This is a genomic window from Brevibacillus laterosporus LMG 15441 (genome assembly GCF_000219535.2).
Taxonomy (GTDB): domain Bacteria; phylum Bacillota; class Bacilli; order Brevibacillales; family Brevibacillaceae; genus Brevibacillus_B; species Brevibacillus_B halotolerans.
The window spans coordinates 1,268,915-1,294,538 of the sequence record NZ_CP007806.1 but is presented as its reverse complement, the minus strand read 5'-3'; the positions used below and the strand labels follow the sequence as shown (position 1 = coordinate 1,294,538).

22 protein-coding genes are annotated in these 25,624 nt (G+C 42.8%); 2 read left to right on the top strand and 20 right to left on the bottom strand.

The genetic code is table 11. The features are described from left to right. The 6 genes from hemB to hemA form a co-directional block, all read right to left on the bottom strand. On the bottom strand, positions 1 to 981 hold the full coding sequence (gene hemB, locus BRLA_RS06020; protein ID WP_003334881.1) for a porphobilinogen synthase: 981 nt from the start codon (positions 979 to 981) through the stop codon (positions 1 to 3). 15 nt (positions 982 to 996) lie between these two features. Further along, positions 997 to 2,505 (bottom strand): uroporphyrinogen-III C-methyltransferase, encoded by a 1,509-nt coding sequence (cobA, locus tag BRLA_RS06015; protein WP_003334882.1) that lies wholly within the window; start codon positions 2,503 to 2,505, stop codon positions 997 to 999. Continuing rightward, complete coding sequence (hemC, locus tag BRLA_RS06010; protein WP_003334883.1) at positions 2,502 to 3,443, bottom strand: hydroxymethylbilane synthase; 942 nt, start codon at positions 3,441 to 3,443, stop codon at positions 2,502 to 2,504. Before hemC ends, cobA begins: the two co-directional genes overlap by 4 nt. Positions 3,444 to 3,453: 10 nt before the next feature. Beyond that, on the bottom strand, positions 3,454 to 4,095 hold the full coding sequence (locus BRLA_RS06005) for a precorrin-2 dehydrogenase/sirohydrochlorin ferrochelatase family protein (protein WP_003334884.1): 642 nt from the start codon (positions 4,093 to 4,095) through the stop codon (positions 3,454 to 3,456). 13 nt (positions 4,096 to 4,108) lie between these two features. Then, on the bottom strand, positions 4,109 to 4,927 hold the full coding sequence (locus BRLA_RS06000) for a cytochrome C assembly family protein (protein ID WP_003334885.1): 819 nt from the start codon (positions 4,925 to 4,927) through the stop codon (positions 4,109 to 4,111). A 100-nt stretch (positions 4,928 to 5,027) separates the two neighbouring features. Beyond that, positions 5,028 to 6,395: a glutamyl-tRNA reductase gene (hemA, locus tag BRLA_RS05995; protein ID WP_003334886.1), complete on the bottom strand. Its 1,368-nt coding sequence runs from the start codon at positions 6,393 to 6,395 to the stop codon at positions 5,028 to 5,030. Between the two features lie 360 nt (positions 6,396 to 6,755). Here hemA and BRLA_RS05990 point away from each other — a divergent pair, with 360 nt between their 5' ends. Next, positions 6,756 to 7,673: a DMT family transporter gene (locus tag BRLA_RS05990; RefSeq protein ID WP_336603405.1), complete on the top strand. Its 918-nt coding sequence runs from the start codon at positions 6,756 to 6,758 to the stop codon at positions 7,671 to 7,673. A 107-nt stretch (positions 7,674 to 7,780) separates the two neighbouring features. Here BRLA_RS05990 and BRLA_RS05985 read toward each other — a convergent pair whose 3' ends face one another. From BRLA_RS05985 to racE, 14 genes are all read right to left on the bottom strand, one after another. Then, positions 7,781 to 9,151: a protein O-GlcNAcase gene (locus tag BRLA_RS05985; protein WP_003334888.1), complete on the bottom strand. Its 1,371-nt coding sequence runs from the start codon at positions 9,149 to 9,151 to the stop codon at positions 7,781 to 7,783. Between the two features lie 70 nt (positions 9,152 to 9,221). After that, on the bottom strand, positions 9,222 to 9,857 hold the full coding sequence (gene yihA, locus BRLA_RS05980; RefSeq protein ID WP_003334889.1) for a ribosome biogenesis GTP-binding protein YihA/YsxC: 636 nt from the start codon (positions 9,855 to 9,857) through the stop codon (positions 9,222 to 9,224). Further along, positions 9,854 to 12,193 (bottom strand): endopeptidase La, encoded by a 2,340-nt coding sequence (gene lon / locus BRLA_RS05975; RefSeq protein ID WP_003334890.1) that lies wholly within the window; start codon positions 12,191 to 12,193, stop codon positions 9,854 to 9,856. Before lon ends, yihA begins: the two co-directional genes overlap by 4 nt. Before the next feature lie 322 nt (positions 12,194 to 12,515). After that, positions 12,516 to 14,243 (bottom strand): ATP-dependent protease LonB, encoded by a 1,728-nt coding sequence (gene lonB / locus BRLA_RS05970; protein ID WP_003334891.1) that lies wholly within the window; start codon positions 14,241 to 14,243, stop codon positions 12,516 to 12,518. 313 nt (positions 14,244 to 14,556) lie between these two features. Next, a complete protein-coding gene (clpX, locus tag BRLA_RS05965; protein WP_003334892.1) occupies positions 14,557 to 15,816 on the bottom strand; it encodes an ATP-dependent protease ATP-binding subunit ClpX in 1,260 nt (419 codons plus the stop codon). Positions 15,817 to 15,866: 50 nt separating this feature from the next. Then, positions 15,867 to 16,445: an ATP-dependent Clp endopeptidase proteolytic subunit ClpP gene (gene clpP / locus BRLA_RS05960; protein ID WP_003334893.1), complete on the bottom strand. Its 579-nt coding sequence runs from the start codon at positions 16,443 to 16,445 to the stop codon at positions 15,867 to 15,869. Between the two features lie 99 nt (positions 16,446 to 16,544). Continuing rightward, on the bottom strand, positions 16,545 to 17,828 hold the full coding sequence (gene tig / locus BRLA_RS05955) for a trigger factor (protein WP_003334895.1): 1,284 nt from the start codon (positions 17,826 to 17,828) through the stop codon (positions 16,545 to 16,547). 134 nt (positions 17,829 to 17,962) lie between these two features. After that, positions 17,963 to 18,484 (bottom strand): metallophosphoesterase family protein, encoded by a 522-nt coding sequence (locus BRLA_RS05950; RefSeq protein ID WP_003334896.1) that lies wholly within the window; start codon positions 18,482 to 18,484, stop codon positions 17,963 to 17,965. A gap of 2 nt (positions 18,485 to 18,486) precedes the next feature. Beyond that, positions 18,487 to 19,095 (bottom strand): XTP/dITP diphosphatase, encoded by a 609-nt coding sequence (locus BRLA_RS05945; protein ID WP_003334897.1) that lies wholly within the window; start codon positions 19,093 to 19,095, stop codon positions 18,487 to 18,489. Positions 19,096 to 19,360: 265 nt separating this feature from the next. Next, positions 19,361 to 20,098 (bottom strand): ribonuclease PH, encoded by a 738-nt coding sequence (gene rph, locus BRLA_RS05940; RefSeq protein WP_003334898.1) that lies wholly within the window; start codon positions 20,096 to 20,098, stop codon positions 19,361 to 19,363. Positions 20,099 to 20,368: 270 nt separating this feature from the next. Then, a complete protein-coding gene (locus BRLA_RS05935) occupies positions 20,369 to 21,427 on the bottom strand; it encodes a GerMN domain-containing protein (RefSeq protein ID WP_003334899.1) in 1,059 nt (352 codons plus the stop codon). A 95-nt stretch (positions 21,428 to 21,522) separates the two neighbouring features. Further along, the gene (locus BRLA_RS05930; protein WP_003334900.1) at positions 21,523 to 22,680 is read right to left on the bottom strand and encodes an MFS transporter; all 1,158 of its coding nucleotides are present in this window, start codon (positions 22,678 to 22,680) and stop codon (positions 21,523 to 21,525) included. Positions 22,681 to 22,758: 78 nt separating this feature from the next. Beyond that, entirely contained in the window at positions 22,759 to 23,166 is a 408-nt protein-coding gene (locus BRLA_RS05925; RefSeq protein ID WP_003334901.1) for a MerR family transcriptional regulator, read from the bottom strand. Between the two features lie 186 nt (positions 23,167 to 23,352). After that, positions 23,353 to 24,177, bottom strand: coding sequence for a glutamate racemase (gene racE, locus BRLA_RS05920; protein ID WP_003334902.1), 825 nt, complete (start codon positions 24,175 to 24,177; stop codon positions 23,353 to 23,355). Positions 24,178 to 24,334: 157 nt separating this feature from the next. On the opposite strand from racE, the gene BRLA_RS05915 reads away from it, so the two are divergent. After that, complete coding sequence (locus BRLA_RS05915) at positions 24,335 to 25,360, top strand: superoxide dismutase (RefSeq protein WP_003334903.1); 1,026 nt, start codon at positions 24,335 to 24,337, stop codon at positions 25,358 to 25,360. The last annotated feature ends 264 nt before the right edge of the window (positions 25,361 to 25,624 follow it).

Below are 25,624 nucleotides of genomic sequence, written 5' to 3'. Positions count from 1 at the left end.
TTATGAACCTCCTTGTAGCCACTTGGCAACATCTTTAGCATGGTACGTAATGATTAAATCAGCACCTGCGCGTTTGAATCCCGTCATTGTTTCCATAACAACGCCTTGCTCGTCAATCCAGCCATTTGCACTAGCTGCTTTTACCATGGAATACTCTCCACTGATATTGTAAACAACTAACGGCAAATCAAAGCTTTGACGTAAGCGTAAAACCATGTCCATGTAAGCAAGACCTGGTTTTACCATTAAGAAGTCGGCCCCTTCCATCACATCGGATTCTGCTTCGCGCAAACCTTCACGCGCATTAGCATAATCCATTTGGTAGGACTTACGGTTACCGAACTTCGGAGCGGATTGAGCTGCTTCACGGAACGGGCCGTAGTATGCAGAAGCATATTTAACCGCATAAGACATAATCGGAATATGTGTAAATCCAGCTTCATCTAAAGCTTCACGAATGGCGGTAACAAATCCATCCATCATATTAGATGGCGCAATGATGTCAGCGCCAGCTTTAGCCTGTGATACAGCAGCTTGGCTTAATAAAACAAGAGACTCATCATTTAGTAGCTCTCCACATTCATGCAAAACACCACAGTGGCCATGATCCGTATATTCGCATAGGCATGTATCTGCAATAACAAGCAACTCAGGGAAAGAGGCTTTTATGTGACGAATTGCTTGCTGTACAATCCCATTGTCTGCATAAGCTTCTGTTCCAAGCGCATCCTTATGCTCTGGAACCCCAAACAAAAGAACAGCCTGAATGCCTAGACTAACGATTTCTTCAACTTCTTCATGAAGACGATCCAAGGAAAAATGATAAACGCCAGGCATAGAGGAAATTTCATTTTTGATGTTTTCCCCTTCTACTATGAACAGCGGATAGATCAAATCTTCTACTCGCACATGGTTTTCTCGTACAAGGTTACGCATCGCTTGGCTTCGGCGCAAACGACGATGACGGTCAAATTTAATCATGATCTACTTCCCCTTTTACGTGGTAATTAGTGCATTGACTAGTCCTTCAATTGTATATTCACTTGCCATGATATCCACTTGCAAGCCTGCTTGTCTTGCCGTATCCGCTGTAATCGGTCCAATGCAAGCAATCTGTACACCCTGAAGTAATTGGGTAAGATCGTATTCCTTCAGCGCTTCCACAAAGTTTTTGACCGTAGAGGAGCTGGTAAATGTAATGATCTGTATCGCCTTTTCTTCCAATAGGGAAACCGTTTCCCCAATGTTCTGTGCATCTATAACTGTATCATAGGTATCTACTTCCGTCACTTCCATGCCGAGAGTTCTCAGCTCTCGTGGCAATGTTTCGCGCGCTATATCCGCACGTGGAAGCAAGACTTTAGAGCCTGGCTGTAACTCATCCTTAAGGGATTCAACCAAGCCCTCTGCAAGAAACTCACCAGGTAAGACATTTACCGTCAAGCCTCTTTCTTCTAGCATGGAGGCGGTTTTCGGACCAACGGCCGCAATCTTACCAGTTAGGGTACGAATGTCAATCTTTAACTCACGCAAGCGTTTAAAGAAGAATTGAACCCCATTTGGACTAGTAAACATGACCCAGTCAAAAGCTGATAGCTGTTGCAATGCGGTATCCAATTGCGGTAAAGCTTGTGGCTCAACCATCTTTATCAGCGGGAATTCATATGCCTCCCCGCCTAATTCATTGATTTGATTCGATAGTTCACTGGCTTGACTTCTAGCACGCGTAACGAGTACACGCTTCCCAAACAACGGCTTTTTCTCAAACCATTGTAATTTTTCACGAAGCGTAACCACTTCTCCAACCACAATGATAGAAGGATTTGTTAAACCTGCCTGCTCACGCTTCTCTACAATGTCCTCTAAGGTGCCGACCAAGGTTTCCTGTTCGACTAAAGTCCCCCAACGCACCAAAGCTACCGGTGTTTGTGGAGAGCGACCATTCTTCATTAATTGTTCCGTAATATAGGGGAGATTGCCTACTCCCATGTAAAAGATGATCGTGCCAACAGCCGTGGCTAATTTTTCCCAGTTAATGCTTGATTCTGTTTTCTCTGGACGCTCATGTCCTGTCACTATTGCTAACGAGGAATTAAAATCGCGATGGGTCACGGGGATGCCTGCATACGCCGGAGCAGCAATCCCTGAAGTGATCCCTGGTACAATCTCAAATAAAATATCGTGCTTAGCCAATTCTTCAGCTTCTTCTCCAACACGCCCAAAGATAGAAGGGTCCCCGCCTTTTAGACGAGTAACCACTTTCCCTTCTAATGCTTTATCGACTAATACCTGATTGATCTCTTCCTGGGTTAGGGTATGACGATCAGGTAGTTTTCCACAATAGATTAACTCTACGTCCGGTTTTGCATGAGCTAGCAATCGTGGACTTGCCAAGCGATCATACACGATGCAATCAGCCATTTGAATCGTTTCCAAACCACGCACCGTAATTAGCTTAGGGTCACCAGGCCCAGCACCTACTAAGAAAACTTTTCCTTTATTCATTGACGGTTCTCCTCCAATACTTTAGCAAGCACTTCTCGCGCCCCCTGACGGAGCAGCTCTTCTGCCAAATTTTCACCCAATGCTTGAGGATTGTCTCCAGTCAATGTTGCTTTAAACAATTGGCTTCCGTCAGGAGACCCTACCATCCCTGTAATGCTAATGGAAGGCTTTTGATTTGCATCAAGCTGTACTTCTGCATAAGCGCCAATCGGCACTTGACAGCTTCCCTCCATTTTGTGAAGAAAAGCTCGCTCCGCTTCAACCGCATAACGGGTCTCCAGATGATCAAACCGTTGTAAAAGTGACATCATTTCAGCATCATGTGTACGGCACTCAATAGCAAGCGCCCCCTGCCCCACCGCAGGGAGACTGATTTGTGGATCAAGATACTGCGTGATCGTGCCCTTCCACTCCACACGTTTAAGACCGGCAGCAGCCAGAATAATTGCATCAAAATCTTCTTCCTCTAGCTTGCGGATTCGTGTATCAATATTTCCCCGAATCGGTTTAATAATGAGATCAGGTCGGTAATGTAGCAATTGGGAGGAGCGGCGCAAACTGCTCGTTCCCACCACAGCGCCTTGTTTTAGCTCATCTAGCGTCTTACCGTCCTTGGAAATCAGCACATCCCTCGGGTCTTCCCTTTTTGGAATGGCACCGATCGTCAAACCTTCTGGTAAGACAGCAGGCATATCTTTTAAACTATGGACAGCCATATCAGTTTGTTCTTCCAACAGGGATTGTTCAATTTCTTTAACAAACAGACCTTTACCGCCCACTTTGGAAAGTGTAACATCCAGAATGCGATCTCCCTTTGTAACAATCTCTGTGATGCTAAAACTTGATGCAGGGTCTATTTCACGCAAACGAGCCAGCACCCATTTTGTTTGGGTAAGTGCCAGCATGCTTTTACGCGATCCAACTTTCCACTCTTTCATGTCTGCCTCCCTATAATTGCTCTCTTTGTTTCACCTGTTGTAGTAAAGCATCTGCCATCTGCTCTCTTTGCAGGGAAGGCGCCTCTACATATCTATCATCAAGCAACTCTTGAAAGATTTGTTTGCGCACGTTCGCATCTTTAATCTCCTGTAAAACCTTTAAACGCATCTGGGCTAAAAAGTCAACATAGCCCTCATATTCCTGACCAAACTCTCGTTCTAGCCTTCTACGCAGCTTACTTGCCAAACTAGGGCTTGCACCCGAGGTAGATACAGAAATCACTAGCCTGCCTCGCTTGACCGTAGAAGGAACGATATAATTGCATAGGTCTGGTCGGTCTGCAATATTTATAAAAGCCTTGGTTCTTTTCGCTTGTTCATATACCGAATAGTTGACATGCCGATGATTGGTCGCAGCTACGATAAAAAAATACGGACTTAAATCCTGTCCCTGATACAGCTCACGTTTCCAATTGATCTTCCCCTGCTCGGTCCATTCAGCTAACAATGGCGTTATCTCAGGAGAAATAATGGTGATAATTGCCCCACATTCCAGTAGAGAACCTACCTTACGTTGAGCTACTTCTCCACCACCAATAACTGCACAGAGCATTCCCTCCATTTTAACATGAATTGGATAATGCGGATTCATCTGCCCCACCTCTCTACGACCATTGATGAAATTGTGAGTAGGGATCAATCAGCAAAAAATTAAGCAATAAACATACAAATGCAATGATGTTTATCCATGCTGCCACTTTTCCCAACCATTGATTCCGAACCCTTTGATACAACAGCATACTATATAAAATCAGAACGACGATCGACATACACACTTTCGCGTCCATCCAAAATCCATGTGAAAAAATCAATTGTGCCCAAATACTGCCTAAAATGACTGACAACAAAAGTAGCGGCACACCAAAAATGTTTAGTTTAAAAGAAAACGCATCCAATTTCTCCAAACTTGGGAGCCGTTGCCACAGTGGTGTCCATTTTTTTTGCTTCAGCATATGTAGATTCACTAGATACATACCTGAGAATATCATGGACACGGCCAGTAATGCGTAACTAATGATAGCAATTGTCACATGAATAAAAATAAAATCAGAGATAACTCCGCTGTGTTGCGGAGTTGCTGGCTCTGAAAAGAACATGGATAAGGTGAGAACTCCAAACCCGATTACATTAGTAAAAAATAGTAAGAAATCAATGCGAGCTACAGCATGTATGATCAGAGAAAGGGTCACCAATACCCAAGAATAAAAAACTAAGGTTTCAAAAAAGGTAACAACGGGCAAATATGACTTTACGATCATTTGGTAAACAAAAAAGATGGTTTGTAACAACCAGACAATCGAGAGTAGTCCTAGCGCAATTTGCTTCATTCGCCGGTTACTCTGCAAAAAATCATTGAAGTAACAAAGTACACCCGCTGCATAGAGAAAGATGGTCAAGTCATAGAGCCACCTTGCATTTGCCATACACGCTCACCTTTCCCTACTATCTAGATCACGCCCATTTTCTCAATTGCCTGTGAAAACAGGCGGAGCAGGAAGAAATCCATTTCTTCCTCGTCTCTTGCTAGAAACGCTGTTCACGTGATTGTAATGAAACAGCTTTTTCACGTCTTAAGCTCTCACGCTTTTGTTGCTCCCATAATGCTTCCTGTTTTTTACCTTCCAATCTTTCATCCAAAGCAAAAATTGTAGAAAAGATATCGAGTACCTCTTCTCCTTTCTTTTGGACGGTCAACTCCTTGAGTTGTACGATTGGATCATGCAGCAATTGAGAAATAATTCCACGTGTATGCTTGCGGATAATATGCATTTCCTTCTCATTTAAATGAGGCAACTTGTTTTCAATTTTGCGGATTGCTTCTCCATGAATGGAAAATGCTTTTTCACGCAATGCCGCAATCAAAGGCACAACGCCCAGCGTCTGTTTCCAGTTAATGAACTCCTGCTTTTCTTCCTCAATCATAAGTTCAATACGCTCTGCTTCTTTGGAGCGTTCAGCTAGATTGCTCTGAACAATGCCCTCCAGATCATCTATGTCATACAGGAATACATTTTCTAGCCCATGAATATCAGGATCAAGATCACGCGGCACGGCGATATCAATCATAAACAATGGCTTATGAGGACGCTGCTTCATAATCGGCTTTAATTGTGCTTTTGTTAACACAAAACCGGTTGCTCCCGTCGAACTGATGACGATGTCTGCTTTAGCCAGCTTCTGGGGCAGATCCTCCATGGTACAGGCTTCACCGCGGAACTGTTCCGCTAAGGTCTGTGCACGTTCCAGAGTACGGTTTGCTACTGTCACATGCGCTACTCCGTTTGCGTGCAAATGCTTAGCTGTTAACAAGCTCATTTTACCTGCACCTAAGATCAGTACATGCTTATCAGCAAAGCTTCCAAAAATCTTTTTGCCAAGCTCAATCGCGGCATAGCTGATAGATACAGCATTTTGGCCTACAGAAGTCTCTGTATGAGCCCGTTTTGCAAGGGTTACAGCCTGTTTAAACAGTGTATTAAAAATGGTTCCAGTAGTCTCATGTTGTTGTGCTAGGAGAAAAGCGTTGCGAATTTGACCAATAATCTGTGTCTCGCCCATTACCATGGAATCGAGTCCACAGGTTACACGGTATAAGTGCTCAATCGCTTCGTCATTTTCCTTTACGTACATATAATCGAGAAGCGACTCTTTCTCTACGCCAAACCATTCTGCAAGAAAATTCCGTGTATAAAATCTACCGGTATGCAACTGATCGCAAACCACATAGATTTCAGTACGGTTACAGGTTCCTACAATGATACATTCTAGAATGCTTTTGGTATGAGATAGAATATGAAGTGCTCTCGGCGTGCTGTCGTCATTAAACGTGAATTTTTCACGAATTTCGACAGGCGCTGTCTTATAGTTTAGGCCGAGCAGTAAGATTTCCATAGCCTTCCTCCCGTGTCATTCAAATACGGATTTTAGCTTCTTTATTATAACATTATGTCCGTAAGCAAGTAGTTTAAAATGTGAAATTTTCATTAAAGTTATCCAAAAAACCTTGTCAAATGTGCTATTCACTGGTTCGACAAATTACTTTCAGGATTTCACATCTTTTTCCACAAATTAACATTCGTTCATCTTGTTAATTTTATCCAGATTTTCACTATCTTAGTTTGTCTCGTTTTTACTTATTCATGCTTCTTTCGGAACTATCAAAAAACTCCTTCCTTCCCTGTTTATCTACTCTTATAATGAGTACTATAGCTCGAAATCAGCCAACATATTTTCTAGAAACGAGGTAGTAGGGTGAAAAAAGCATTGATGGTTGACTGTTTATTGTTATGTATCGTTTTTATCTGGGGAGCAACCTTTGTGGTCGTTCAGAATGCGGTTCACATGCTTCCTCCCAATACGTTTAATGCGATCCGTTTTTTTAGCGCTTCGTTATTCTTGTCCCTTATCTACTTTATTCGAAATCCAAGGGCTTGGCAAACCTGTAACTTTTCTTTGGTACGCAGCGGTGTATTTCTAGGCTTTTGGCTGTTTGTCAGTTATGCAACTCAAACAGTAGGACTCTTGTATACCTCACCATCAAAGGCAGGATTTATTACAGGTCTGTCGGTTGTGCTTGTGCCCTTACTCTCGATTGTTGTACTTACGCATAAAGTGAAAGCCTCTACCTTTATCGGCGTCTGCATGGCCGTAATTGGACTTTACTTATTAACAATGAATGGAACTCTTTCTCTTACATTTGGCGATTTTTTAGTGCTTTGCTGTGCGATTTGCTTTGCCATGCAGATTGTGTTGACCGGTCGATATTCTCCTCGGTTTCCTACGATGCCCTTAGTAATCATTCAATTGTTCACTGTCTCTTTTTTCAGTATGTGCTACGCCCTTCTTTTAGAGGATTGGCAAGCGATATATAACCCTTTCATCATAGGACACCCTGAGGTTCTATGGGCGCTATTTATCACGGCAATTCCAGCTACTGCCCTTGCATTCTTAGTGCAAACCTCTTTTCAAAAGGACACCTCTCCAACGCATGTGGCACTGATCTTTGCCTTAGAACCAGTCTTTGCAGCCTTCACCTCCTATCTATGGATTCACGAGCTGTTGACGATGAAACAATTGATCGGCTGTGCTTTTATCCTAAGTGGTATGCTGTTTTCAGAACTGCCTATTCTATTCTGGCTACGCAATCTAAAAGCCAAAATATCTGCTTAGCCTTCTACAGTCTTATCTCTATAGAGTTAGCTTTTGTACGTAAAAAATCAAACAGACATCTTCCTTCTTGCGAATAGAAAGGTGCCTGTTTGATTTTGCTTTCAATCTTATACACGACGTTTCCAAGTTCGATAATTTCGCACTTCCAAGCTAAGCGCCTCTACCATTAACCGCATGACATTGCTACTTACCTTCTCAGGAAGCTTTTCCGCTTGCCGTAATCTTCGCCTCATTCGTAAAAAGTAGAAGATTGCCCGAAGCGTTTGTCCCTTCCGACCAGCATCAATTAAACGTGTTGCCGTTTTGCCTAATTTAGCCCAGTATGCATACTTTTTCAGCCAGCCTTTTATTTCTTTATATAACCTTTCATTTTGCATACCGTTCAATAGGTGCCTTGCAGAGCTCTCCATTTCGGAAAAGGTATGCTCTAGGATTTCCACAGCCTTCTGTTGATCGCCGTGAAAAAAGTGGTAGCGAAATTGATGTAATTTTTCCAGTAGCTGCGGCGCTTCCTCGTCACACAAAAACGATGCGCGCACATGATCGGCAAACAAAAGAAAGGCATCAAAATCTTGAGACCCCGCTATCTCTTTCACTGCACGTTGGAAGGCTTCTTCCGGATCATAGGAATCAGGATGGGTTAAATATTCGCCGATCGTCATGATAGGAATTTTGGAGCTTTCCGGATATTCCATTGCATTAGCTACATACCCCGTAGCAAAACGGAAGAGAGTAGCATCCCTATTTTGCAAAGGACCAATGTGCAGCTCACTCGACATCACCAGATCATTCACCGGATAATTATCCCAATAAAGCGGGAAGTGTCGTGTTTGTTCAAAAAAGTATTGGGAGTCTGCTTCCGTTAGATAAGGAGAACAGACAAACCTCCCCGTCCAAAACAGATCGATTTCTGTTGGTAAATGCTGTCCCAGATAGGTAATATACGCCTCATCACCTCTACCATGATAAACCGTAGGGCATACCACGAGATGGATGTCATCCTTACTAGTCTCTTTTAGCTTGTTCCAGACCAAAAGAGTAACCTGCACATGCGCCTCTGCTAAATGAATGAATGCCTCTTGATCACTTTTGTGCATTAATTCCTGTGGAATATCATCAAACAACAGAGCAAATTTCGTCACACCGCAGGCAAGGAGATTCTCGTACTTTTCTATCAATCTATCTACGTGCTTCGAGTTGGCATACTGCATGCTCATTCCCGGACTGAGACAATAATAAAAGGCACATCCCACCGAATGTGCCTCTGAAATCAGCTCCGAAATGAGACGCATTTGGGCGGGAGAATGATGCATCTGCCAATCATCTCGCAGGATCGCATCATCTTTGGGCGCATAAAAATAGGCATTAAAGCCATGCTGACTGATAAAGTGCAGCATATCAATCCGATCCTCATGCGACCACGGCTTACCGTAAAATCCTTCAATAAGTCCCCGTAATGCAAATCCTTGTGAAGACATCCTTTCTCCTCCTCGGGAAGCTGTTTGTCTATCTAAGCTGCTGGTGTCTTTCTAACGTAGCCTGATTTAGTTACTCGTTACCTTCCAGTATATGAGCAGATTCTTCGGGTGATTCCTGCTTGCCTTTTAACCTGCGTAAAATTTCTCCCCATAATTCATCTCTGCCTTGTCCCATTTCTGTAGAGAAAACAATGAGAGCATCTGTTGACTGGAAATTCAAAGTTTGACGAATAACTTTTAAATGCTGTAGCCATCTTCCGCGAGAAATCTTATCGCCTTTCGTTGCTACCACGATAGTAGGGATTCCAAGCTCCTTGCAATATTCATACATGCTAACGTCCTCTTTGGAGGGAGCATGGCGAATATCTACTAGCTGAACAACAAATCTAAGCTCTTCTCGCTTGCTCAGGTAAGCATCTATCATACCGCCCCAGGTCGACTTAATGGACTTGGAAACCTTCGCATATCCATAGCCTGGAAAATCCACAAAGTACATTTGATTATTCACTTTAAAATAGTTAAGTGTTTGCGTTTTTCCGGGACGCGAGCTTGTCCGAGCAATTGCTTTACGACTTAACATTTTATTGATTAAAGATGATTTCCCCACATTGGAACGACCCACCAGAGCAATCTCTGGCAGGCGATCCTTTGGGTATTGTTGAGGCCCTACGGCACTAATAATAAATTCTGCTGAAGTAATCTTCATTTCTTTTTCACCATTTTCCCTTGCACAAAAGCATATTTAATCACGTCATCCATCTGTTCTACCGGATGGAACGTCATATCATTTTTCACACTTTCTGGAATATCTTCTAAGTCTTTCTCGTTTTCAATTGGCAAGATAATGGTAGTTAGGCCGGCACGATGGGCAGACAGTACCTTTTCCTTCAAACCGCCAATCGGCAATACACGACCACGTAATGTAATCTCACCCGTCATACCCACTTCTTTACGCACAGGAATATTTGTCAAAGCAGATAACAAGGCCGTTGCCATTGTAATTCCTGCGGAAGGACCATCCTTTGGAATTGCTCCTTCTGGCACGTGAATATGAATATCATTTTTCTCTAGGAATTCCTGAGTAATATCCCATTGACCAGCACGAGAACGAATATAGCTGAGAGCAGCTTGAGCTGACTCCTTCATCACGTCACCTAGTTGACCAGTTAATGTGAGAGTACCTTTACCAGGATAAACACTTACTTCAACATTTAAGGTATCTCCCCCCACCTGAGTCCATGCTAATCCAGTAACAGAACCCACCTGGTCTTCTTTCTCTGCTAGACCATAGCGGAATCGCGGTTTACCTAGCAGGTTCTCCAAGGTCTTAGGTGTCACAACTACGCGTTTCTTTTCTCCACTGACAATGATTTTTGCAGCTTTACGGCACAGATTCGCTGCTTCACGGTTCAGGTTACGTACCCCTGCTTCTCGTGTATACTGACGAATCACCTTCATCATGGCTTCATCGGCCACTTGGAGCTTCTCTTTTGTGATACCATGGGACTTTATATTTTTAGGAAGGAGATAATCCTGCATAATATGGAATTTCTCTAGCTCGGTATAGCCGGAAATTTCGATCGTCTCCATCCGATCAAGCAATGGTCTTGGTATGGTATGAAGCGTATTTGCCGTTGTTAAGAAGATAACGTTGGACAAATCATAAACTTCTTCTACATAATGATCACTAAATTTTTCGTTCTGATTTGGATCAAGCACTTCTAATAAGGCTGACGCTGGATCTCCGCGGAAATCACTCGCAAGCTTATCGATCTCATCAAGCAGAATAACAGGATTAACAGTACCTGCTTGGCGCATGGATTGAATGATTCGGCCTGGCATCGCTCCTACATAGGTGCGACGATGTCCACGAATTTCTGCTTCATCACGCACACCACCAAGCGAGATACGGATAAATTTCCGGCCCATCGCTCTTGCAATAGATCTACCCAAGGAGGTTTTACCTACACCTGGAGGGCCTACAAGGCATAGAATCGGTCCTTTTAAATCACTTACTAATTTTTGTACAGCAAGATACTCTAGAATGCGCTCTTTTGGTTTTTCAAGGCCATAGTGGTCTTCATTTAAAATCGATTCTGCATGGGCAATATCTAGATTATCCTCTGTCTTTTTCGTCCATGGCAAGGAGAGTAATGTATCAATATAAGTGCGAACCACACTGCTTTCTGCAGAAGTAGCTGGCATCTTATCTAGGCGATCAAGTTCTTTCTCCAGCTTAACCTTGATACGCTCTGGGGCGTCGGATTGGAGCAATTGCTCACGTAAATCATCCATTTCCCCATTTCGCCCGTCACGATCACCTAGCTCCTTTTGTATGGCCTTCATCTGTTCGCGCAGGTAATATTCTTTTTGCGTTTTTTCCATTTGCTTTTTAACGCGCTGACCAATACGTCGTTCTAGTTCCAGTACTTCTCGTTCGTTATTTAAGATATTAAGTAAGATTTCTAGACGACGATGCACATCTACTGCTTCTAATACGTCTTGCTTATCCTTTATTTTAAGCGGTAGATGGGATGCAATGACATCCGCCATGCGCCCCGCTTCGTCAATATCACTAACTGAGCTTAGCGTCTCAGGGGATACTTTCTTAGAAATTTTGATATATTGCTCGAACTGCTGTAAAACAGTTCGCACCATAGCTTCGATTTCATTTTCATTTTCCACGGTTTCCGGTAAATATGTAATCGAAACGTAGTAATAATCATCTTTTTGCAGATATTCGTTAATAGAGGCACGCTCTAAGCCTTCCACTAGTACACGAATTGTTCCATTAGGTAGCTTTAACATCTGCTTCACTCGTGCAACTGTACCTACCGAATAAATTTGTTCTGCATCCGGTTCCTCCACCTGCACATCCTCTTGCGTTGATAGCAGAATATAATTATCATCTACCATCGCTCTTTCAAGAGCCCTTACGGATTTCTCACGTCCTACATCCAAATGCAACACCATGCTTGGGTAAACCAATAAACCACGAAGCGGAAGCAGTGGTATTTCACGGGATCCTGTATGTTCACTCATGACCAAGCACCTCCCATTCTAAGGCCACGATATCTCTCTTTTATAATGTCTGAAAGACGGTATCGTCTCATTGTATCGCAAAATGATACCCAATGTCTAATGACCACATGCATTTGCTTATATTACATGCCTTCATTTCGACATTTGTAACACACATACGATGATGAAGCCGTTTTTATTATACCCAAAAATTCCTAATCTTTCATAGAAGCTTCTGCTTCTTCGTACACTTTGATTAAAAAAATATGGGATAGAGATAGGCCCCGCCTAGCCATATAGGAACGGAGCCTATGTGTAAAACAAATGAATCTATCCTCTTATGCTATAACGGTAAAGTGCCTGGCTGAATGCCCTCCACTTGTACAGGTACACTAAACGGCGGCAAGTACGTTTCTTCGGTCTGGTCTGTTTCGTCAATTTGAGTTAAAGCACCTTGGTCTACAAATGCCATTTGGATTGCTTCCTCTACATAATGGATTGCGATTACTTCAATACCTTCTATATCCGCAAAGATCGTCTGCCAATTCTCTGCTGGAATGAAAACACGTTTAGCCCCTGCTTGACGAGCTGCTTCTACTTTAGCAACCACTCCGCCAACTGGCTTTACCTTACCATGGATACTAACCTCGCCTGTAACGGCCAATAAATTATCAATAAGTCTTTCTTTGATAGCCGAATAGATTGCGATTGCAATTGTTAAGCCTGCGGAAGGGCCATCCACAGGCACACCACCGGGAAAATTAATGTGTAAATCATAGTCATATGGCTGAATGCCTAGGCGGTGAAGAACAGTTAATACATTATCAATGGAGCCTTTCGCCATAGATTTACGGCGAATGGTTCGGCTCGGACCCCCTAACTCCTCTTCCTCCACTAAACCAGTCAGAGTAAGTTTGCCTGCACCTTTAATAGGGGCTAATGAGGCGGTTACCTCCACTTCCATCACGGTTCCCATGTTAGGACCATAAACAGCCAGCCCGTTGATGACACCAATTTGAGCTTGCTCATGTACTTGTTTTTCTTGACGAGGCGATTTTTGACTGCTATGTACCACCCATTCCACGTCCTGAGTGGTTACGATCTCACGTCCTTCTGTCATACATATTCCTGCAGCTATCTGTAATGTATTAATGGCTTCACGTCCATTGGTTGCATAACGCTCTATCACTGCAATCGCGTCATTCTCCACCTGAATTTGCATTTTTTTCATGGCCTTAGAAACAATACTTCCAATCTCATTAGGCTGTAGAGGCCGGAAAAATATCTCTAAACACCGCGAGCGCAAGGCGGGGGGAATTTCTTCTGGTGTACGTGTTGTAGCTCCGACTAAACGAAAATCAGCCGGGAGTCCATATTGAAAAATCTCATGGATATGGGCAGGTATCTGAGTGTTCTCTTCGCTGTAATAAGCGCTCTCCAGCATTACTTTTCGGTCTTCCAACACTTTTAGCAGTTTATTCATCTGTACTGTATGTAGCTCGCCTATTTCATCTAGAAATAAAATCCCTCCATGTGCCTTGGTAACGGCACCTGGCTTGGGTTGTGGGATACCAGCTTGCCCCATAGAGCCCGCTCCTTGATAAATTGGATCATGCACGGAACCAATTAGCGGATCAGCAATGCCGCGTTCATCAAACCTAGCAATAGTTGCATCAATTTCCACAAATTTAGCGTCCTGTTTAAAGGGGGAAAGCGAGCTTTTTTTGGCAGCTTCCAGCACGACACGGGCAGCAGCTGTCTTCCCTACCCCTGGGGGTCCATAAATAATAACATGCTGCGGGTTAGGCCCACATAACGCTGCTCGTAATGCTTTTAACCCGTCCTGCTGTCCAACGATATCTTCTAGCTTACTAGGTCGTGTTTTCTCAGATAATGGCTCAGTCAATGCGACCATTTTCATTTTACGTAAATGATCTACCTCTTTACGGGATTCTTTTTCCGTTGAAACCTTTGTTGTTCTTTGCATCTTTAACAGATTAAAAAAGTAGATGCCTATAATGATCCCAACGACAAGCTCAATAGCCCCTACTATGACCGTTGTATATTCCAATTCTATACCCTCCCAAGTAATGCTGGTAATACCTCCAAAACGATATAAAAGTAGTATTACCTAGTGCATGGGAGAGTAAACAGGATCATTACACAACCTTTTGGGTATCATGTAAGCTCTTATGGATCGAGCACCTCAATTTTCCATCTACATCCTTACATCCCTACATCCTTCGAAATCTGGATCACTACCAGCCCTTAGCATAGAGTACACTTATTCTTTGACACAAAAAAAGGCGCTTGTTCCAAAGAACGAAGCACCTTTTTCTTATCATTTTCACCAAACAGGTGTTAGCCTGCTTGATCGAGAGTTTTTACGCTGATTGGATGATGTCGCCTTCTTTATTCTTTAGTTGTGGCTTTACCTTTTCGGTAACCACTTCCTCCGTAATTAGGCACTTCTCCACGTCCTCACGCGAAGGAAGCTCATACATCATATCCAGCATGATTTGTTCAATAATTGCACGTAGACCACGAGCACCAGTGTTACGCTTAATTGCTTCTTTTGCAATTTGAGTCAAAGCGCCTTCTGTAAACTCAAGCTCTACTCCATCTAGACTAAGTAGCTTTTGGTATTGTTTGATCAAAGCATTTTTTGGCTCTGTCAAAATTCGTACCAATGTCTCTTCGTCTAATGGCTCAAGTGTTGCATGTACCGGCAATCGACCTACAAATTCCGGTATCAAACCGAATTTGAGCAGGTCCTCAGGCAATACGTATTTTAGGTATTCGCCTTGTTTTAAGTCGGATTTAACACCTTCCACCATTTCAGAACCAAAACCGATTACTTTTTTACCAATACGGCGCTTGATAATTTGCTCGATGCCGTCAAATGCACCACCGCAAATGAACAAGATATTGGAGGTATCGATTTGGATAAATTCCTGATGAGGATGCTTGCGTCCACCTTGAGGTGGCACACTCGCTACTGTACCCTCTAGAATTTTCAACAATGCTTGTTGTACACCCTCACCTGATACATCGCGTGTGATAGAAGGATTCTCAGATTTACGAGCAACTTTATCAATCTCGTCAATATAGATAATCCCCTTCTCCGCTTTTTCTACATCATAATCAGCAGCTTGGATAAGCTTCAGCAAGATATTTTCAACATCTTCCCCAACATATCCAGCTTCCGTTAGCGATGTAGCATCAGCGATCGCAAACGGTACATTTAGGATGCGGGCTAGCGTTTGAGCTAACAACGTTTTACCGCTACCTGTTGGTCCAATTAGTACGATATTGGATTTGGATAATTCAACATCCTCAATCTTCGCACCTGAATTGATTCGTTTGTAATGATTATATACAGCAACAGCCAAGGATTTCTTAGCTTGATTTTGTCCAATAACATAATCATCTAGGATATTACGGATTTCCAATGGTTTTGGAATTTCCTTCATATCGATATCTTCATCGGTCCCTAGTTCTTCTTGTACGATCTCATTGCAAAGCTCAATGCACTCATCACAAATGTAAACACCTGGACCAGCTACAAGCTTGCGAACCTGCTCTTGAGACTTTCCGCAGAAAGAGCACTTTAATTGACCTTTATCGTCATTAAACTTGAACATGTTTTTCACCTCACGTCGATGATTTTTTCAGCCAAGCACAGGATGGCCCCTTAACGGCGTTCGATCACACTGTCAATTAACCCGTAGTTTTTCGCTTCCTCAGCAGACATGAAGTTATCGCGATCTGTATCGCGGTCAATCACTTCATAAGGTTGACCTGTTCTTTCTGCCAAAATCTCATTTAATTGACGCTTTGTTTTGATAATCCAGTCAGCGTGAATACGAATATCCTCCGCTTGACCACGAACACCACCCAGCGGTTGATGAATCATCACTTCACTGTTTGGTAATGCAAAACGCTTACCTTTCGCGCCTGCAGCCAAAAGTACCGCACCCATGCTGGCCGCCATGCCGATGCAAATCGTGGAAACGTCCGATTTGATAAATTGCATGGTGTCATAAATCGCCATGCCTGCGGTTACAGAACCGCCTGGAGAATTTATGTATAGGCTAATGTCTTTTCCTGGTTCTTCAGATTCAAGGAATAACAATTGCGCTACTACTGCATTTGCTATTTCATCATCAATCTCACTGCCCAGAAATATGATACGGTCTTTTAACAGACGAGAATAAATATCGTACGCACGTTCTCCGCGGTTAGTTTGCTCTACGACCATAGGGATCAGCATAAGGGATGGCCTCCTTCACTAATTTCTGCTCTCTTTATCTGAGAAAACAAGGCACGAAAAAACGTTCGTGCCTTGCGCCCATATCTAAGGTTATGCAGTTTATTTGCTTTCTGCAACCAACAAATCTACAACTTTACGAGTCAAGATTTCGCGGAACAAACCAGCAAGCCCGTCTTGTGCAGCAAAGATTTTCTTAAGCTCGTCAGCAGGACGACCATACATCTTCGCATATTGCTCAAGCTCTTGATCCACATCTTCTTCTTTTGTTTCAAGGTTTTCTGTTTTCGCAATCGCTTCAAGAACCAATGCTGTGCGAACACGCAGCACTGCATCTTTACGCATTTGATCGCGAAGAGCAGATTCGTCTGTACCAGAGAATTGGTAGTACAATTCTAGGTTCATACCTTGCATTTGTAGGCGTTGCTCAAATTCTTTTACCATTTGATCAAGCTCTGACTCTACCATAACATCTGGAATATCGATCTCAGCGTTCTCCGTAGCTTTTAGAACCAATTGCTCGCGGATGTAGTTTTTCTTTTCCGCTTCAGCTTTTTCTTCTAATTTAGCTTTTAGATCAGCTTTGTATTCTTCCAAAGTGTCAAATTCGCTTACATCTTTTGCGAACTCATCATCCAACTCAGGTAGGTTTTTACGTTTTAAGCTGTTCAATTTCACTTTGAACATAGCTTCTTTACCTGCAAGGTTTGGAGAGTGGTATTCTTCAGGGAAAGTAACCGTGATTTCTTTTTCTTCCCCGATTTTCATACCTACTACTTGCTCTTCAAAACCAGCGATGAATGTACCAGTTCCAAGTTCCAAAGCGTAGTCTTCTGCTTTACCGCCTTCGAATGCAACTCCATCTTGGAATCCTTCGAAATCGATGTTTGCAGAGTCGCCGTTTTCAGCTGGGCCTTCTTCAACTGTTACCAATTCAGCGTGACGAGTTTGCATACCTTTTAGTTCTTCTGCTACTTGTTCTTCGCCTACAGTAAAATCTTTCTCTTCTACAGAAAGACCTTTGTAATCGCCTAGTTTTACTTCAGGCTTTACAGTAACAGTTGCTTTGAACACCAATTTTTGACCAGCTTCCATTTGTTCTACGTCAACTTCTGGACGATCAACAGGCTCGATACCTGTTTCACGAACAGCTTGTCCGTATGCCTGTGGAAGAATGATGTCCAATGCATCTTGGTACAAAGACTCAACGCCGAAGCGATTTTCGAACATTTTGCGAGGCACTTTACCTTTACGGAATCCAGGTACGTTTACTTTTTTTACTACCTTTTTAAATGCTTCATCCAGAGCAAGGTTTACTTGATCGGCATCAACCTCTACCGTCAAAACCCCCTGGTTATTCTCTAACTTTTCCCATTTTGCTACCACTTAAACTTCCCCTCCTAGATTAAATCCAGAAAACATTGCCTCACCCACACAGAAACAATCTATGTCATTAAGAAGCAATTTACCTGCCATTATAACCATTTCAGTATATCACATAACAAATAAATTTCAAGAAATCACCGTCGTACCAAAAATTGACCACCACGTTCAGAAATTTCTTGTCCTTGTCGATCGTAGAAGCGCACCTGTACCTTAATATGGAAATCATCAGTACCTATTTGTTCCAGAACAGCGTATGTAGGAGTTCTAAAACCGCGCGGCATCATCAAACTGCCCGGGTTAATGAACAAAATATCTCTCTCGACTTCACATACTGGAAAATGAGAATGTCCAAACAACACAACGTTCGCTCCAACTTCTTCGGCACGATAGTGCAACTTCATAAGTGAGCTTTTAACATCGTACAAATGTCCATGTGTTTGGTAAATGATTAAATCTTTCCAGCGTGTAACCCGATCTTTAGCAACTGGCTCAAAATCACAGTTTCCTTGTACGAGTTGCATTTTTGAAAATGGCGCTTGCTTCTGGTCGACACAGAAGTCTCCACAATGCAAAATGAAATCTGCTGGGTGACGATCCACTACTTCTTGTACCTCTTTGATTTGCCCATGTGTATCGCTGATGATGAGAATGCTCACGCCTATCTCCCCTTCAGTTTTTCTAGCAAATCCTTCATCGCCATGGCGCGATGACTAATCGTGTTCTTCTGTTCTGGAGATAACTCAGCCATGGTGCATAATTGACTTGGTACAAAAAAGACTGGATCATAACCAAAGCCGTTGGAACCAGATGGAGCGTGTGCGATAGCACCTTCGCAAGCCCCTGTCGCAATCACGGGCTCTTGTCCCGGTTCAACATAAGCGAGTGTACAACGGAATCGGGCTGTTCGCTCCTTCATCGGAACATCTGCCAGTTTGGTTAATAGTTTTTGATAGTTTTCTTCATCTGTAGCCTGTTCTCCTGCAAACCGTGCAGAATAAACTCCTGGAGCACCATGTAAAGCATCCACCTCTAAACCAGAGTCATCGCCGATTGCCGGTAGTCCTAACACCTCTGAGATTGTTTTTGCTTTTTTGAGTGCATTGGCTTCAAAGGTTTCTCCATCTTCTTCCACTTCGGGTGCATCTGGAAATTCAGAAACACTGACTGCCTCCAGATTCAATACCTCAAACAATTTATTGAATTCGCGAACTTTTCCTTGATTTCTAGTGGCTAATACCACTTTTTTCTTTGCTGTTTGTTCACTCATGCTTGTCCCTCGCTTTCGTGATAAAAGCTACTTTACAATCCAATTTCTGTATTGCTTATGTATTACCCCACATTATAACGCAAGCATTGTAAAAATTCACCTTTCCTATGTAACCCTGGTAAATCTTAGACGCAGTTATCCTGTTTGATGTTTCATCCATGCCGTATTTTTACGTACATATCATGATAAAACCCGAATAACAGACATGTGAAGATGTCCGCTTTCGGGTTTTACCACCTATGTAGGCCTATTGAGAGCTAGAAAGTTACGCTTTACTATGAAGCTTCACTTCTCCTAGCACTTCTTTTTGTAGTTCGATGAGGTCTTGAATCCCTTTTTGTCCCAATGCCAGTAATTGCATTAGCTCCTCCGTGCTGAAAGGAGATTCTTCCCCCGTTCCTTGCAGCTCTACATATTTACCGGCGCCTGTCATAATAACATTCATATCAACAATTGCGGAAGAATCCTCTTTATAATTCAGGTCCAATACTGGTACTCCCTCTACTACACCTACGGAAGTAGCAGCTAAGAAATCCGTGATCGGTAATTCCTTCCAAGTACCAGCCGTTACTAATGTATTCATAGCATCCACCATCGCTACGAATGCTCCCGTAATAGACGCAGTACGCGTACCTCCATCTGCTTGAATAACGTCACAATCCAACCAAATTGTGCGCTCTCCCATCGCCTCTAATTTTACAACCGAGCGTAGGGCGCGGCCAATCAGACGTTGAATCTCCATCGTACGTCCTCCGACCTTGCCTCTGGAGGATTCCCGGGCATTTCGTGTTTCTGTGGCACGCGGTAGCATAGAGTATTCAGCTGTAATCCAGCCTTTTCCACCGTTCCGCATAAACGGAGGTACTTTTTCTTCTAACGTCGCTGTACAAATTACCTTGGTATCGCCTACCTCAATCAAGCAAGAACCCTCTGCATGCTTAATGTAATTGCGGGTAATTTTAACGGGACGCAATTGATCGCTAGAACGTCCATCCAATCTCATAAAAGACCTCCTACATATTTCAAATTCGTTATTATGTCGCTGTGCTTGTTTACTATTGTCTGTGGAATGGTAACGTTTAATCACAAAGCCTTCAACTAGTATACCAAGGCACACCATGAACTGCTAGTTTTTCAACCTGATTCTTGCAAGGACGTGTTCATTTTATCAGAAAACACCGCGAATCATACTAAATAACCACCTCTGAAGGCTGTAGACCATATAGACATGTACTATAAATAAACATCCACGCCCCTAGACGTGGATGTTAGCTTACAATTCAAAGGCATTAATTTGAAGCGGTCTTGACACAGGCTGGTCAAATTTCATTGAACCTGCTTGCGTTAACGGTTTTCCCTCTACCTGAACCTGCACCTTCTTTATACCAGTATTCTCTGTTAAGGACAGCACGAGTGATTCCATCGCTTCAGGGTTTGCTTCCTTTCCCTTATCATACTTTAAAATATCGTTGCTTAAATTAACAACCACCGTATCTTTTTGTTGCTCAACGCCAAGTACCTTTGTAGTTCGCAGTAAGGAGCTAAATAATGGTGAGCCTTCTTTCGGCCCTTTTATCAGCTCTTCCACAACCGCTTTCGACATATCCTGCGTCTCTGGAATCAAGCGTGTCACCGGTACAAAATAGGTTCGTTTATCATCTAGCTGACTTTGAAAATAAATCGTTACCGCAGAAGTTCTGCCAGGATGCGCCCCTTCAACCAGTTCCGTATTAATGCCCTGTTGACGGTTTAACAATGAGATTGGTGTACCGTTTGCCGGCATCTCGCTTAACGGTTGCCCGTTTACCCAAATCGCAATGTCCTTCACCGTATCAAATTCTGTCATAGAACGAGTAATTGCATCGAGAATTTTTTGTTCGTCGACCGCTTTATAATTTTTAAACTCAGATGAGAATTCTATTGTTGCTTTTCCTTCTTTAATAGACATCCCCAGAATTTTCGTGCCTTCGGGTAACAGAGCCTCAAATCCCTGCGGCTTCAGCGTCTCCACAGGACCTCCCTTTACCATATAGCTTAGCACTTGTTTAGCGGGTCCTTCTGCTTTGGGTAAAATCAAGGAGACTGGGACGACAAAACCATTGGTATCTTGCAGATAAACAGTACGCTTTGTCGTTTGGGTAACCGCTCCCTGCGTCTCTTCTCCCGTCTGTTCTTCCGTTATCTGTAATGGATTAGGATCTGCACCTGTAATGGATGGAGTCTGTATAGGGACACTCGTTTCTTTTGATGGACCAAACAGCCCACATCCTGTCATGAGTATCGCACTTAGCCCAACAACCGCTGTCATTTTACCGATAGGTCTTTTTTTCATCCCATATCCTCCTCGTTGACACTTTGTACTACCATGTATACGAGCAGGGCTTGGGTTTATTCCTCTAGAGTAAAAGAAATCTCCAGCAAGCTGTCTTAGACTGTCCTCTCTTTAGAAGCCATGTTTATACTCATGATAATAATAGCAGCAAGTGACAGGATAACAGCCACTGCAAATGGAGCTTGTGGAGCAATCGCGTGACCAATTACTCCTGATAATAAGGGAGCTAGCGCTGCTCCTAGCCAGCGTACAAAGTTATACACGCCAGAAGTAATTGCTCGTTCATATGGAGAAATTTCCATAACATAGCTTGAATATAGAGCATTATTTAACCCAAGTACTAAGCCTGAGACGATAATCAGTATTATTTTAGCCGTACTGCTAGGAATAGCAAATAAACCGAGTAAAATAACCACTAAAGCAAGTAATCCATAGCGTATCAACACTTTATAAGGAAGTCGCGCTTCTAGCTTATGGGAAAGAACCGCCGATCCATACGCCAGCATTAATCCCCATCCAAAGAACACAAAACCTAATTGGATAGCAGTTAAGTGTAAGACGAGTGGCGAGTATGCCAAAATAACAAAGAAACAATAATAATACAACATGCCAGACAAAGCACCTTGCATAAATGGTTTGTAGGTTAAGAGACTGAGAAGTTCTTTTAGACCCGCTGTTTGGCGTTCTTGTTTTTTGGATGGTTCATGAACAAAGAAAATGACAAGAAGCAATGCACAAAAAATAAAGAAAGAAGTAGCGAAAAAAGGATAATTCCATGCAAATCCACCTAAAAGTCCACCTACTAAGGGACCTCCTGCCATACCTAGCCCAATGGCCGCTTCATACATTCCAACTGCGCCACTAACCTCATCAGATAGGGCAATCAATAACGTCATCGCTGTGGCAAAAAACATGGAGTTTCCCAATCCCCATCCTGCGCGAAACCAAGATAATCCTACAATAGATGAGGACATAGCGCATAACAATGAAAAAACAGTAACTATCGCTAGCCCGATCGTCATTAATTTTTTATCCCCTAAACGCACCGCTAAAATACCGGATGGCAGCATCATAATCGCCATGGTAAATATATAAGCAGTAAATAACATCTCTACTTGCCAATGTGTCGCATGGATTTGTTCAGCAATGACTGGAAGTATAGGATCAACTACTCCTATTCCCATAAACGCAAAAAAAGTGGCTAGCACCGTAATGATCCGTGCACGTTTTCGATTAATTGGTTTAAGCTGCATCTTTACCATACACCCCTATTTTTTTAATCCTTGTTCCTGAATTAGTTGCATATACACCTTTCGTGGAATTTATGTTATCTACTTGTCTTTCTGCCGGAGCTTCTCTATTTTGAGAAGCATGTGCTGAAGGTCTTGACGAAAAGACTCCATACGTTTCAACTTTTCCGTTAACATATCCACCTGCGCCTCTAGTAGTGTGTGGAGTCGATCAGCATGGACTGATGCTTGCACATCTTCATTTTCATACGCTCGCTCCATCTCTTCCTTTAAACTGATAAAATGTTGAAGCTCTGTTAAAGAAAAGCCGAGTACCTCACGTGCTTCCAAAATTTTTTTGATATCACGTATATCGTCAGAGGAATACAGCCGAATTTTACCTTCTGTACGAATGGGAGGTTTAATTAAACCTATTTCCTCGTAATAACGTAATGTTCGTTTCGTTACTCCAATCTGCTTGGTTACCTCATCAATTTTAAAGAACGTCATGGTATCTCCTCCCCTCAAATAGTTTGATATACAACTATATGAACAAGTAACAATTTACGTTAACGTAAGCTTTTTGTCAAGAGAGACAGAACTTTTTTAAAAAATACCGATAACATAAAAAGTCAGTTCTCTGTATTTCAAGAACTGACTCGTTACACGCACTTAATTATCGCCTATTCAGAATTTCTAAAATAATGGGGCCACATGCTCAAGCACCTGCTGCTGTACATTCAACGGGCACTCTAGCCACTCTTCGCCAATTTGCTGGAATACCTGTTTACTGCCACTTGTATAAAACAAATGATGCTTGGGCTCGATTTCTTGTTGCTCATTCAATAGCCCCTGCATAGACAGCATTGCACTGAGCTCACGCGCCGTTTCTTCTGCAGAATTAATCAAGGTAATGCTATCTCCCAGTGCCTCCTGAATGAGTGGAGCAAGCAAAGGATAATGGGTACAACCCAAAATCAATGTATCCAGTTCTTCATGACGGAAAGGCTCTAAGGTCTTGGTTACGATTTGTCGGGCTTCTTCTGTATGTAGGCGCTGTTGTTCAACTAATGGAACAAACGCCGGACATGCCATGCCCACTGTGTACAGCTCTGGATTAATACGACGCATCGCTTGTAAGTAAGCCCCTGTACGAATCGTCATTTCTGTACCAATAACTCCAATACGCCCCGTACGAGATGCCGAAATGGCAGCACGTGCTCCTGGTTCAATTACACCGATAACGGGCGAATTCATTCGTTCCTTCGCTTCATGCAACACCACCGATGCAGCCGTATTACAAGCGATTACCAGCGCCTTTAGTTGAAATTGAGAAACAAATTGAATCATTTGATTCGTATATGTGCGAATTTCTTCGGAATCGCGTGAACCATATGGACAACGGGCATTGTCACCAAAATAGACAATCTTTTCACGCGGTAATTGCCGCATTACTTCTTTTACTACGGTCAATCCACCCACTCCTGAATCTATAATCCCGATGGTTTCTTTTCCATTCATTGATGTTAGCTCCTTTGAAGTCAGAGTCCCTTTTCTACCATATGCTGTTCCCTGATCCTATGTAAAGACAAAGAGGATGAACCAGCTAAAAAATTTTGAACCTGTAGGCATTTATCATCATAAAGTATACAGCAGGAAAGTTGAAGGAGGAATTACCTTGAACCACCAAATACAGCATCTCCTAGATTGGAGCGAATGGGGTCGGCAATGGGTCGATTACCTGCGTCAAAATCCTCATTGTGCTGAGATGAAGCGGGATTTGCACAAATTCCATGTGGCCTTTAGTGAAGTAGGGCGCAAAGCCAACTATTACCAGGATAAAGAGGATCGCGAGGAACAAATTTCGAAATTAGCCTCCCAAGCTGAAGACATTCAGCGGCACTTCCATGACCTACTCCGTCTCGTCCAAAATCGAAAAACAGAGGAAGAGAACAAAGAGGAAGAAAAGCAAGCCAACTCGAACAAAAGAGGTCGTTTTCAACGGCATCCTAGAGTAGAGCAACCCTCGCCACCAGCTATCGTTCCGGTGGTGTCAGAAGCAAATTTTTCTAATACAGCCGTTCCGATTGGTGGTCATACCCTTCCACCCCTTCCCTATTCTTATGATGCCTTAGAACCATACATTGATGAAGAAACAATGCGCATTCACCATGATATACTACATCGCAATTATGTGAACAACTTAAACAAAGCTGAAAAAATGATGGCTCAAGCTCGCGAAACAGGAAATTTTGATCTGATTAAGTTCTGGGAAGGAGAGGCAGCCTTTAATGGTGCAGGGCACTACCTGCATACCATTTTTTGGTTTGTTATGCGTCCAGATGGTGGCGGTATGCCAACCGGAGAACTAGCTTCCCATATTAATAGCTATTTCGGTTCCTTTGATAAATTTAAGCAACATTTCTCACAAGCTGCTGAAAAAGTAGAAGGCGGCGGCTGGGCTATTCTTGTTTGGTCTCCGCGCTCTCACCGCTTAGAAATTTTACAAGCGGAAAAACACCAAAATTTATCGCAGTGGGATGTAGTTCCATTACTAGCCTTAGATGTATGGGAGCATGCCTACTTCCTCTCCTACCGCAGCCAAAGAGCCGATTATATCAAAGCATGGTGGAACATTGTCAACTGGGAAGAGGTAGAAAATCGCTTCCGTCAAGCAAGCCGTTTACGCTGGAAACCATTCTAAGCTGTATGGCTGTACTCTACTGTCTATGATAATACTCCCCAGTCCTTGAGAAAAACATATCAAATGCATGAGAAATATATGACATATTCAAAATAACCGGTAATATGGGGATGATTCTGCCAAGTATGCAAAAAGAGCATGCGAGTGAGGATGACCCGCTTGCTCTTTTACCATCTTTCATTTTATTCGCGTAAAATAGAGATAGATATCTGGAATCTAACATGATTCTTTGTAGAGTGGGCAAGCTCTTCCGTATTGTTTTCT